Raw genomic sequence first — 11,439 nt, 5'->3', positions numbered from 1 at the left:
ATCGGCCAGCGCCGACCTGCCCGGCGGCGAGGAAGCCGAAGAATCCGAAGGGGGCAGCGGTGCTTTCTCCGCATCTGTCGGCGTTTCCGTTGGCCGGACTGGCGGCAGTGGCGGGACGGCGGGCACGGCCACAGTCACCACCAGGGGTAAAATCAATACCTCTGGCGCAGATGCGGACGGGGTGCTCGCGCAGTCGATCGGCGGTGGCGGCGGGCTAGGCGGCTCGGTAGGGCAGGCTACTTCTGACGATTCCGAGCCGCTCGACGACGAGGGTGGCAGCGAATGCGCCAGCGAAGACGGCGATGGACATGGCTACTGCTTCAACGTCAGTGTCGGCGCACCATTGACGACGGTGGGAGTGGCGGCACGGCCGCCAATGGCAACACGGTGACGCTGACGCATGGCGGGCACATTGCCACCACGGGCGACTGGGCAGACGGCATCGTCGCCCAATCGATCGGCGGCGGTGGCGGTGCCGGTGGCACGTCCACCGCATCCGGCAGCCAAGCAACGGCCAACATCACCGTCGGTGTTGGCGGCAGTGGCGGTGCGGGCGGTAATGGCGGCACGGTCGACGTCACCTTCGACAGTGACCACGGCACCGCCGGCATCAGTACCGCTGGTTATAGCGCCTATGGTGTGCTGCTGCAGTCGATCGGCGGCGGCGGCGGTTTCGGCGGCAACGCGACCAGTGCTTTCATCGGCTCCAACGGCAATCTCTCGTCGGCCGGCAACAGCGGCGATGTGACGGTCACCCTCGATGCTGGCAAAACTATCCAGGCGACCGGCAAAGACTCGATCGGCATGTTCGCGCAGAGCGATGCAGGGACGGACAACAACGGCAAGATCAATGTGACCGTCAATGGTTCCGTCACCGGCGGCTCCGACAACGGCGCCGGTGTCTGGGTTTCGGCTGGGAAATACAACGTGGTGACCGTCAATTCCGGAGGCAGCGTCTCGGCTGCTTCAGGCCTTGCCGTCAACTATACAGTCGGCAGAAGCTCGCCCGTCGGCAGCACCCTGACCGTTCTTAACTCCGGCACGATCAGCGGCAGCGTGAGAGGGGATCTCATCGAAAGCAAAGTCGTATCCGACGACGACAACTTGCCGGTGGCGGCCCGCTTCGGCAGCAGCATGGCCGTCTCCGTGATCAATGAGGCCGGCGGCCTGCTTACGGATGCGGAGATTTATGAGGCTGACGTGATGAATCATGGCCGGCTGATGATCGGTCATTCCGACGGCATCGACGCCACCAGAATCACTGGCGACCTCACGCAGGACGCGGGTGGCATACTGGGGCTCACCGCCGACTTCGCCGGCTCGCGCATGGATCGGCTGACCATCGACGGTGACGCTACGCTGGACGGCAACTTCGCGGTGAACGCCATCAGCGTCCTGCCCGACATCAGTCTGCCGTTCCTCACCGTCGGAGGCACCCTGGACCATTCGCTGAGCGCCCAGTCGGCAATCTTCGACTATGCCATCACCCGGGCAGGAAACGAGCTGTCGGTTTCGGCTGAGTCGGCCCACTTCGCCGAGCCCGGCGTCGCGCTAAACGACGGCCAGGATAGAGTCGCAGGTCACCTGCAGGAGATCTGGGATGCCGGCGGCGGCTCCTTTGGCACACTGTTCGGCACGCTCGGCTCTCTCGCCGACGGCGATGCGGGCAGCTATGGAGCAGCTCTGTCAGACATGTCGCCCGGTGTCTCCGGTGCAGCTGCGGCCGGCAGCATCGCCATGACGCAGCAGCACCTCGACCTTTTGCTCAGCTGCCCCGTGTTTGCCGCGGGCACCTCGTTCCTGACGGAGACGGAGTGTGGCTGGGCTCAGGCCGGCGCACAGACGCTCGACCAGAAGACCAGCGCCAGCGTGTCGGGCTTCGACACCACGACCTATGCCCTGCAAGCCGGCGCCCAGGTCGAGGTGTCGCCGAACTGGTTCGTCGGCTTCGCTGGCGGCTATGACCGCAGTTCCATCCGCGGCGACGACGCCCGGGTCAACGCCAACGGCGACATCCTCTACGCCGGTGTTTCCCTGAAGCATCAGAGCGGCCCCTGGTTGCTGTCGGGTGCCGTTGCCGGCAGCTACGGTTGGTACGACAATACTCGCACGATCCGGATTCCTGATTTCGCCGGCCAGGCCGAAGGCGACCCTGAGGTTAGCAATGTCAGCACCCGCGTGCGCGCAGCCTATACCTTCGCGCAGGATCCTTACTATGTGCGGCCTCTGGTGGACTTTGACCTGATCTATTCGCATGCCAATGGCTATCGCGAGTCGGGAGCCGGCACCCTCGACCTCCTGGTCGATGATGCCGGCCAATGGAGCTTCCACGCCACTCCGGCCATTGAAGTCGGTACGCGAGTTGACGTTAACAAGACAACGGTCATGCGGGCATTCGCGGCCGCCGGAGTGAGCTTCAGCAGCGCAGATAGCTGGGATACGTCTGCACGGCTGGCCAATGCGCCCGCCGGGATAGGCACGTTCGGCAGTGAGGTGCCGCTGGGCGACGTGGTGGGGCGGCTGACCGCCGGCGTCGATCTGGCGAGCGACAACGGCTTCAGTTTGCGCTTGAACTACCAGGGTTCGTTTTCCGACACCTACACGAGCCACGGCGGCGCGTTGCGCTTGGGTTATAAGTTCTGAGGGGAGACAGGGGCCTTGAGACAGTGCTTATCATCGTGGTTCCGGTCGAATCGGACAATCTTCGCTACCTTCTGCCTGGTGGTCCTGGCCATTGGTGAAACGTTCGCGCAGGAGCACGCCCCGCTGCCGGGCGGTGCGTCCTCTCTGCAGGAAACCTACGCGGACTGGATCGTTAGCTGCGTCCACGGTGCAGCCCTTGCCGAGCTGCGGACCGGAGCGGTGCTCAAGATGATGGCCAAGGCTAACAATACCAACGAACCGATCTCGTTGTCGGCTTCCCTGAAAGGCTTTTCCGCTGTCTTGGATCGGGTGACAGCCCTGATGAAATGACATCTGCGGTGTGTCGCCCGGGCGGACCGTCTTGCTCCATCTTTTTACAGCTCGCTTCCAATCTTTTTCGGCGGATAACGATGTGCACTTTGAACAAGTTCATTTCCAAAACCATCAAATGGTTTCTCATCGTCTTCGGTTTGGCGACCTGTGGGACATTGCCGTTCGCGCTCGACATCAAACTCATCACACCGATGCTCGGTGGACTTGTCGATTTCACCTCTTCGAGCGTACCTGCTCTGCGACACTGGGGAATCATGATCTTCGGAATTGGCGCACTGATGGTGGTCGCGGGGTTCCGTCCGTGGCTACGATTTGAGACCATGGTGTTCAGCACCTTCGAGAAGGCATTTATGGTCTATCTGTATTTAACTAATCTCGGGGAGCCTTGGATAGAAGGTTATTTTGCTGCCTTCCTTGTCGATTTCACGATCGTCGCATATGGCGTGCTGTACTTCATCAGTGCCGAGGGCCGGCCCAGCCGCTGGACCGTGAGGAGATTGGTCTGCCCCCTGAAAAGTGGTCCTTCTTGAAGTATGGCTTGTAAGCCGCAAAAGGACATTGAAATGGCGGCGAAAAGACACAAGGCGGAAGAGATCGTCTGGAAGCTTTGTCAGGTATGCACTGTTCTTGAGCGTCGTTCCACGCAGCGCAAAGTCGCTAAGACAGCGGATGATGAGGCGGCATTGACCGCCAGCATCACAGCGCTCGCCCACAAATATGGCCGATATGGCTTTCGGCCCATCAAGGCGAATGCTGCACCCAGGCGGGCTGGATTGTTGACGTCAAGCGGGTTGGGTGGGCTGAAGGTTCCGGCGGGTCTGCGTTACGTCGTGGACGACATCTACCGCTGTCAAAGCTTGATGCATCGCAGTTCAATTTGTTTCTGAGAGGTACTCTTGCACACACCGCCTATCGTCACAGACCATGCCTCTGTCATACAAACATCCCTTGCGCCGGTGTTTTTGTTGGCTGGCACCGCAGGCTTTGTCAGTATCTACACCATTCGCCTCGGGAGAGTTTCGGACCGGCTGAACGAGGTCGCGGATAGGGGTAAGCAGGGCAAGTTGTTTCGCATGCAGATCGCGTATCTGCGGCGAAGGGCACTTGCACTGGAGGTTGCGGTCGTGCTTGGGGTGATGGCCGGCATTTGCACGGGCGGCGCAATCCTAAATCTGCTTGCTGGCGCTCTTGCCATAGGACTGCGCCAAGAAAATCTCTTCTGGTTTTTTGGTGGTGCCATCGTCTCGCTTATCGGATCGCTTGTCGCGTTCCTGTTTGAATTGCTGATCGCTGGACGGAACATGTTGCGGCAAATACGAATGGACCAAGTTTCCATGGAGCAAGACTGACCACGTGCTTGTCACGTTGGTAACCGACCACAATTGAATTGGTCGCACCCGACCATACCGAAAAACACGGAAACTATTTGGCGGCTTCCGAGAACGTTCTGTGGCTTCGCACGCTTCGACGATCTCTACCCAGTGCGTTGGCAGGGCCGGAGACTAACTCAAAGTCCATAGTCGAGCCTTATGCCGCCTACCCTAAATTGTGGGTTTTGGGTTCGTATCCCTTCAAGGGCTACAATTCTCGCCTGTTACAGTTGCTCAAAACGGGCTCGGCGGTTCCTTTGCCATCAATCCCTACAGATGAAGCTCGGGATGCAAGTACGATAGACGATGATCAATGCCGCATGGTATCTGCCCTCTCGGGTAGGTCGGAAGCGGTGATCCAGATGCGACCGTCGAAGGCGAATTCTCCGCCATCGAGCTTTCGGCTGGCGATCCTCTCAAGCAACGTGAGCTTGGAACGAATATCGCCGATCACGCTGTCATTGACCACGCAGACGGCCTGACAGGTGCTGCCATCCCTCATCACGATCAAGGTGTGGTGGCTGTGCTCCAGAATTCTTCCTGACAATGTCACGAGCCTCATGCTGTTTTCCTTCCGTAAGAGATTGCGGAAAGCCCCCGGGCAGAAGGTTCGGAAAATATGGTTAACGAAAGGTTAACAGGAGCTGCGGCTAGTCGGCCATGGGACGGTCAAACTCACCTTGCACGGTCCGCTGCCTACCGCGTTTCGCTTCGCCGGGCGTGTCCTTCATTTGGAATTACGGGAAGCGCGAACGGTCGGATTTGCCGACAATTTTCCTATGGCAAGGATGCACCTACTCATGGGCAAGATCCTCAATCCGCACTATCAGGCAGTTGGGGTACGCACCGGCTAAGGTTTCCATATCCACAAATACTCGTCGCGCATGAGCTAAAGCGAAAACGGGTCATCGTCGATGCGTGGCGTTTCTCGTCTCAAGGTGAATGACCTTGGCAGCATCTCGGAAAATCGTCGCCCTTGATTACGATCGTGGGGAGGCTTTGAAATCTGAACTATGGCTGGTCCGAAGGTTCAACTCCCTTCAAAAACGTCAAGTTTTGAATTCGCTTGGCTTCAACTCATGCATCCGCTGATCTTACTTCAGTCCTTCGATTTCTCCCGCGCTGATGCCTAAGCGGCCGCTCGTGTGGTGGAGCAAGGTAGATTTCCAACAAACGCAATCCGAGGATCAGTGCCGAATTGATGATCAAATATATGGCGGCTACCATGCAGAATACCTGGATGACGGCGAAGGTCTCGCTCATCAGATCCTTTGCTACACCGGTCAGTTCCATCACCGTGATGGTGCTGGCAAGCGACGTCGCCTTGAGCGACACGACGATCTCGTTGCTGTAGGCCGGCAAAGCGCGTCTCACAGCTATCGGAGCGGTGACGAGAAAAAAGACCTTGATCGACGACAGTCCCAGCGCGCGGGCTGCCTCGATCGCGCCTTTGGGCACGGCGGCCAGACCGCCGCGCATCACCTCGGCCGTATATGCGCCCGAGCAAAGGCTCATGGCGATCACAGCACAGGCGAAAGGCTCCCTCAACAGGATCCATGCTGGACTTTCGCGCAGCCATGCGAACTGGCTGAGGCCATAGTAAAGTACGAAGATCTGAACCAGCAGCGGCGTGGAGCGGAACGCTAGAACATAGGCTGATGCGATAGCCCGAAGAGACCCATGACGCGAAGCACGCGCCCAAGTGGCAATACCCGCCAGGACGAAACCAAGTGGGAGGGTTGCTGCCGCCAGTGCCAATGTGACCCAGATTGCGCCAGCCAGTTCGCTAGCAACGTGTAGTGTCGTTTCGAAATCCATGATCAGCCCCAGCGCATTCTGTTCTCGACGGCGACGAACACCCGCGAGGATACGGCGACAAGCACGAAATAGATGACAGTCGCGGCGCCGTAAAAGACGAAGGGTTGTCCGGTCGTGCGCCCGGCGAGGCCGACGACCCGCATAAGCTCGGCCACAGAGATCACGGAAAGCAGTGTCGTTTCCTTGATGGCCATGATCCAGACATTGCCCAGGCCCGGCAGGGCCTGCCGGAACATTTGCGGCATGATGACCAAATAGAGTCCCAGAAACGGACGAAGGCCGAGCGCGGCGAAAGCCTCAAACTGCCCGGCTGGAATGGTGCCGTGCGCGCCGCGGAACACTTCGGAGCTATAGGATGCCGAGACGAGGGTGACGGCCATCACGCCGACCGAAAACGCGTCTATCTCGATGTAGCCGGTGTAACCGAAACCGCGCGCGACCCACATCAGCGCCCCGTTGGTTCCGAAAAAGAGAAGGAAAATGACGAGCAAGGGCGGCACTCCTCGCATCACCGTCGTATAGAGATTGGCTGCGCCCGCGATCCAGCGATTGCTTCCGAGCTTCGCCAGTGCAATCGCAAACCCAAGGGCGACACCGAGAACGTAGCCGAGGCTCGCGCAGGTTACGGTGACGCCGAGTCCGACAAGGAGCGGCCTGGACCAGCCCTGATCGCCCCAGGCCAGCATTTGAAGAATGGACGCGTCCGCAGCCATCAAAAATCATTCCCCGCAGATTTTCGGGTCGGCCTTGGTCGAGATATCGAAACCAAACCATTGCTGCGAAATCCGTGTGACTTCGCCGTCTTTCTTCAGTTGGCAAAGGGCCACGTCCCATGCTTTGCGAAGCACCGCGGTATCCTTGCGCATCAGTCCGCCGACACCGACGCCGAGATAGTCGAACTGCTCGAAATCAAGATTGGGTGACAGGATCTCGATCGTTTCGCCTTGTGACGAACCCGTGAGAGCTATCCACGGGGAACGCCCCGCAAGTGCGGCGTCAATCCTTCCAGCCAATAGGTCGAGATTGAGGCTGTCCTGATTGTCGTAGAGGCGGACGTTAACTTCGCCCTTCAGTTCATTGTCCATGAACTTTTGACTTTGCGTGCCGGATTGGACGCCGACCGTCTTGCCTACCAGCGCATTCTTGAGCTCTGCCCAGGAGCTTTTCCCGTTCAGGCCGGAATTCTTGGCGGCCGCAAAATTGATCGGGAGGTTGCCGTAGCTCTGCGTGAAGGCAAGGCGTTTCTGCCGCTCTGGGGTGATCGATATCCCACCGACGAGGATGTCATATTTGCCCTGCTCAAGAGCGGGAATCTGTCCTTCCCAGGGTTGGGCGGTGAAGCGGCAGCTGCGCTGCATTCGCTGACACACGAGCCTTGCCAGTTCAATATCGAAACCGGTCAGTTCTCCCGCAGGCGTCATCGAGGTCCAGGGAAGATAGCCGCCATCCGTTCCGATGCGCACTTCAGGTAAGTCCTCAGCCAAGACTGGCGTCGCGCATAATGCTGCAAGCGTCAATGCTGCGACCAGTTCCGTCCATTTTGCATTCATGATTGTCCCCCTCATTGTATTTGTGTTGGCAGGTTCAAAAGCGTTCGGGTCGGTCGTCCGTGCCGAGGTCCCAGAACAGGCCCGCCATGATTGCAAGACCCTCTGCGACAAGTGGCGTCAGCAGATGTTCGTCCGGCGCATGCTGGCAGCATCCCGAATAGGAGTGCGGCACCCAGACCGTTGGAATTCCTAACAGATCTGCGAAGCAATCGTTCGGTAGAGAGCCTCCGGCATTCGGCAGAATTGTCGGTTCCACCGCCGTCGTCCTTTGAACGGACGCGGCCGCCCAGCGCATCAAGGGATGCTCGGGATCGAGGCGTGTGGCGCCCCATTCCAGTTCCGTTGCCTTTGGGACGACGGCGACATTGCCAAAGCCGTTTTCGTCGAGGTAGGCGCGAATTGTCTGCATGAAGCCCGCCGGATCGGTATCGACGGTGTAACGGATCTGCAGTCGTGCAGATGCGCGGGGCGGAATGGCATTGATCGGTAGAGCCGGCGTGCCTGCCGTCATCGCCAAGACTTCGAGTGCCGTCCAGCCGAAGACGCGTTGCGATGGCGTCAATCCCGGCTCGCCCCACCAGCCGTCAAGCTCCGGGCCGCCGCTCTCGGCTTGAAGCTCTATTCGACCGAGTGCGGCCATGACGCCTGGAGGAACTTCAGTCGGAAGAATCCCTCGAACATTGATTTGACCGGTCGCCGACACCAGGCTGGCGATGGCGTTGGCGAGGATCACGGCCGGGTTGGCAATCAGGCCGCCCCAATTGCCGGAATGATGTGCGCCAGCCCTGAGATCGCAGATCAGATCGAAATCAACGGTTCCACGGGTGCCACCATCAAGTGTCGCGCGGTCGCGGGCCAGGCGAGGTCCGTCCGATGAGATCAGCCAATCGGCCTTGAGCTTCGAACGATGTTCCGAACAAATCTGGTGAAGTCCGGCCGAACCGGTCTCCTCAGAGGTTTCGATAAGCACCACGACGTTAAAGCCGAGGGATCCGCGCGTCGCCAGAACCGCTTCCAGAGCCAGCATCACGATTGTGTGCTGGCCCTTGTTGTCGGCGGTACCGCGACCGTAGAGGCGGTCGCCCTCGACACTCACGCGCCAGGGATCACGGCCATTCGACCATGCGCCTTCCATGCCAGCCACCACGTCCGCATGTCCGTAGACGAGCAGTGTCGGCAGATGTCCTGCTTCGTCGCGCCGCGCGATCAGCAGCGGGCCGCCCATGGGATCCGGGTTGTCCAGAATGTCGCCAGTAAAGCCGAGGCTTGTGAGATCCTGCCTGAACTCGTTTAAATAACGCACGCATTCCGGGCGCCGTGCGGGATTCTGGCTTTCGGTCGCGATTGCGACGCGGCGTGTCAAATCGGCCAGAAAGCGCCCGTTGGCCAGATAGGCGACGGCAGTGGCTATAGATTGATCCCTAGACATAATCCTGCTCATTCATTGCGTTGACAGCACGATGTCACGCGGACGAATATGCAAGCAAACCAAAAGTTCTCTCGGTTACCCTTAGCTGGATTGAGTCTCGACATGGCCCGTCATTTACCACCGCTGCCCGCACTGCGCGCTTTCGAAGCTGCGGCGCGCCATCTGAGCTTCGCCAGGGCGGCTGGTGAGCTGAGCGTGACCCCGGGCGCAGTCAGTCATCACATGAAACAGCTCGAAGAGTGGGTCGGTGGACCGCTGTTTGAACGGCGCGCCAATGGCGTGGGATTGACGGAGACCGGCCGGGTCTTTGCAACGCGCCTCGGTGCGATCTTCGATCAACTCACCGCCGTCGGCGCTGCGGCACGAGTACCCGGCGGGCTCAGCACCGTCACCGTTCGTTGCCAGTTTTCACTCGCAACGAAGTGGCTTGCACCCCGCATTGGCAAGTTTCGCAAGGCCCATCCCGACATCTCCGTGGCTGTCATGGCTCTGCCGCACCGGTGGAGCGCTAGGGAACCGGATCCGGATCTTGCAATCTATCATGGCCGTGGAACGATTCCGGGCGTCCGACAGGATACGCTGATCAATGGCAGCCTGATTGTCGTCGGTTCGCCCGACTTGGCGGCCACCCTCCCGCCTGCGTCGACACCTGCTGACTTGTTGTCCCGGCCCCTGATCAAGGTGGATTATGCCGAACCGGGCTGGCACGATGAAGGGTGGGAAGCATGGTTTGCTGCAACTGGGTTTGGGCATCTCGAACTGCGGTCAACATTGTCGTTCAATCTGGTGCACCTTGCGATCGATGCCTGTCTGTCGGGCGCCGGCTTCGCTCTGGTTCCAGATTTCCTGGTCGAGACCGAACTATGCACCGGGCGGCTGGTCGATGCCTTCGGGATATCGCTGCCGATTAGGCAGCCCTATGTCATCATGACACCCGACGCTAATCTTGCGCGACCAGAGGTTGCGATCTTAAGAAGCTGGCTCTTGGATCAAGGTCTTGCGACGGCGAAACTGGGGTAACCAGTCCCGCATGTGCTTTCAGTCCGAGTACTGTTCTCGCCGGCCTCGTTCGAGCAAGAGACGCATGTTGTGCAGGTTGGTTAGTTTCACGTTGGTCCGACGTCTTCGGTTCTCGACGAAGGAAATCGCGGCCGGTGCTCTCTTCAGCCTCAAGCGGTGGGAACGGTCCCGCCGTCGATGACATATTCGGTGCCGGTTATTGCCGCGGCACGCGGGGACGCCACGAAGGTAATCAGATCGGCCACCTCGTCGGGTTTCGCCGGCCGTCCGAGCGGAATTCCGCCGAGAGAATTCATGATGATCTTCTTGCCGCCTTCATAATCGGTGCAGGCATCCCTCGCGAGCCGTTCTGCGAGGGCTACGGCGGCGTCGGTCTCGATCCAGCCCGGCGACACGCGAACCACCCTGATCCCCTTGGGGGTCACTTCCTTCGACAGGCTCTTGCTGTATGTCGATAGCGCGGCCTTCGCTGCTGCGTAGGCCGTTGTCGATTCCGGCAGAGGCAGTTCATGTTGGATCGAAGTCACATGGATAATGACGCCTGATCCTTGGGCGATCATCGACGGTAGCAGCGCGCGGTCGAGCCGGACCGCAGGCATGAGATTGTGATCGATCTCCTTCTGCCATTCCTCATCGGTCAATGCTGCGAAGCCGCCCGCTGGCGCGCTCGATCCTCCAAGCACATCGACGATGATGTCGATGCCGCCGAACTCGCGCAGCACCTCCTCGGCGACTTTCGCGCAACCCTGCCCAGTCATGAGGTCGGCGGCGACGTAATGGATTTTCTCTGATCCTTTCTCGGGGCACGGTCCTGGCTGTCGTCGCGACTCTCACGCCTGCGGCCACCAACGCCTGAACGACCGCCGCACCCACACCCTTGGTGCCGCCCGTCACCAGGGCTCGCTTTCCATCAAGACCGAGTTCGACGCTCATAGGGCGATCTCCAGGCGAGCGATTTCGTTTCCTGCGAGAGTGAAAGCGTAACGAAGTTCCACCGGGCTTCCCGGAAAGTTTCCAGTCAGATGCGCGGTGACGATGATCCTGTCGTCCTGGTCGTCAATGGCCACAGGTTCGCTGTCATAGTCGTATTTTGCCGACGCCTCGGTCTTCCAGCGCGCGATCGCCTCGCGTCCCCGGTGCGTTTGCTTCTCGTCGATGACCACGGCATCGGCGGTGAAGCATTTGGCGACCGCCGTCCCATCCGTCGCATCCGCGGCGAAGTAGTCGGCTATGGGCTTGGGCAGTGAAAGGGGCATGATCGATCTCCGAGCAGAGC

The 11,439-nt window shown here is 59.7% G+C and carries 12 protein-coding genes and 2 pseudogenes; 7 read left to right on the top strand and 7 right to left on the bottom strand.

Annotation, left to right across the window (positions count from 1 at the left end; genetic code table 11):
- From BKP54_RS36955 to BKP54_RS32025, 6 genes and pseudogenes are all read left to right on the top strand, one after another.
- The coding region (locus BKP54_RS36955) for a hypothetical protein (RefSeq protein ID WP_245317984.1) at window positions 1–391 on the top strand (391 nt) is incomplete at its 5' end.
- Window positions 388–2,643, top strand: a complete 2,256-nt coding sequence (locus BKP54_RS32045; protein ID WP_245317982.1) for an autotransporter outer membrane beta-barrel domain-containing protein — start codon at window positions 388–390, stop codon at window positions 2,641–2,643. The genes BKP54_RS36955 and BKP54_RS32045, both read left to right, overlap by 4 nt.
- A gap of 15 nt (window positions 2,644–2,658) precedes the next feature.
- Window positions 2,659–2,973 (top strand): invasion associated locus B family protein, encoded by a 315-nt coding sequence (locus BKP54_RS36950; RefSeq protein ID WP_245317979.1) that lies wholly within the window; start codon window positions 2,659–2,661, stop codon window positions 2,971–2,973.
- Window positions 2,974–3,062: 89 nt separating this feature from the next.
- A complete protein-coding gene (locus BKP54_RS32035; protein ID WP_128090549.1) occupies window positions 3,063–3,506 on the top strand; it encodes a hypothetical protein in 444 nt (147 codons plus the stop codon).
- Between the two features lie 96 nt (window positions 3,507–3,602).
- Window positions 3,603–3,769 (top strand): annotated as a pseudogene (locus BKP54_RS36945) (IS3 family transposase); the annotation flags it as partial.
- A 103-nt stretch (window positions 3,770–3,872) separates the two neighbouring features.
- Window positions 3,873–4,325, top strand: coding sequence for a DUF2721 domain-containing protein (locus tag BKP54_RS32025; protein ID WP_084815500.1), 453 nt, complete (start codon window positions 3,873–3,875; stop codon window positions 4,323–4,325).
- A 331-nt stretch (window positions 4,326–4,656) separates the two neighbouring features.
- Here the strand turns inward: BKP54_RS32025 and BKP54_RS32020 are convergent, their stop codons facing one another.
- From BKP54_RS32020 to BKP54_RS32000, 5 genes are all read right to left on the bottom strand, one after another.
- The gene (locus tag BKP54_RS32020; RefSeq protein ID WP_025430969.1) at window positions 4,657–4,908 is read right to left on the bottom strand and encodes a hypothetical protein; all 252 of its coding nucleotides are present in this window, start codon (window positions 4,906–4,908) and stop codon (window positions 4,657–4,659) included.
- A gap of 515 nt (window positions 4,909–5,423) precedes the next feature.
- Window positions 5,424–6,164: an ABC transporter permease subunit gene (locus tag BKP54_RS32015; protein WP_025430968.1), complete on the bottom strand. Its 741-nt coding sequence runs from the start codon at window positions 6,162–6,164 to the stop codon at window positions 5,424–5,426.
- A gap of 2 nt (window positions 6,165–6,166) precedes the next feature.
- A complete protein-coding gene (locus BKP54_RS32010; protein ID WP_198956898.1) occupies window positions 6,167–6,877 on the bottom strand; it encodes an ABC transporter permease subunit in 711 nt (236 codons plus the stop codon).
- A 6-nt stretch (window positions 6,878–6,883) separates the two neighbouring features.
- Window positions 6,884–7,714: a transporter substrate-binding domain-containing protein gene (locus tag BKP54_RS32005; RefSeq protein WP_158071744.1), complete on the bottom strand. Its 831-nt coding sequence runs from the start codon at window positions 7,712–7,714 to the stop codon at window positions 6,884–6,886.
- Window positions 7,715–7,748: 34 nt separating this feature from the next.
- Window positions 7,749–9,143, bottom strand: a complete 1,395-nt coding sequence (locus BKP54_RS32000; RefSeq protein ID WP_084815498.1) for a M20 family metallopeptidase — start codon at window positions 9,141–9,143, stop codon at window positions 7,749–7,751.
- A 90-nt stretch (window positions 9,144–9,233) separates the two neighbouring features.
- Here BKP54_RS32000 and BKP54_RS31995 point away from each other — a divergent pair, with 90 nt between their 5' ends.
- Entirely contained in the window at window positions 9,234–10,163 is a 930-nt protein-coding gene (locus tag BKP54_RS31995) for a LysR substrate-binding domain-containing protein (protein WP_158071743.1), read from the top strand.
- Between the two features lie 149 nt (window positions 10,164–10,312).
- Here BKP54_RS31995 and BKP54_RS31990 read toward each other — a convergent pair.
- A pseudogene (locus tag BKP54_RS31990) lies at window positions 10,313–11,096 on the bottom strand (SDR family oxidoreductase).
- Complete coding sequence (locus BKP54_RS31985; RefSeq protein WP_025430962.1) at window positions 11,093–11,419, bottom strand: nuclear transport factor 2 family protein; 327 nt, start codon at window positions 11,417–11,419, stop codon at window positions 11,093–11,095. Before BKP54_RS31985 ends, BKP54_RS31990 begins: the two are co-directional and overlap by 4 nt.
- Window positions 11,420–11,439: the final 20 nt, after the last annotated feature.

Source organism: Ensifer sp. 1H6, assembly GCF_001976035.1.
Lineage (GTDB): Bacteria > Pseudomonadota > Alphaproteobacteria > Rhizobiales > Rhizobiaceae > Ensifer > Ensifer canadensis.
The sequence above is the reverse complement of the archived record's forward strand: the minus strand, read 5'-3'. Positions and strand labels throughout refer to the sequence as shown.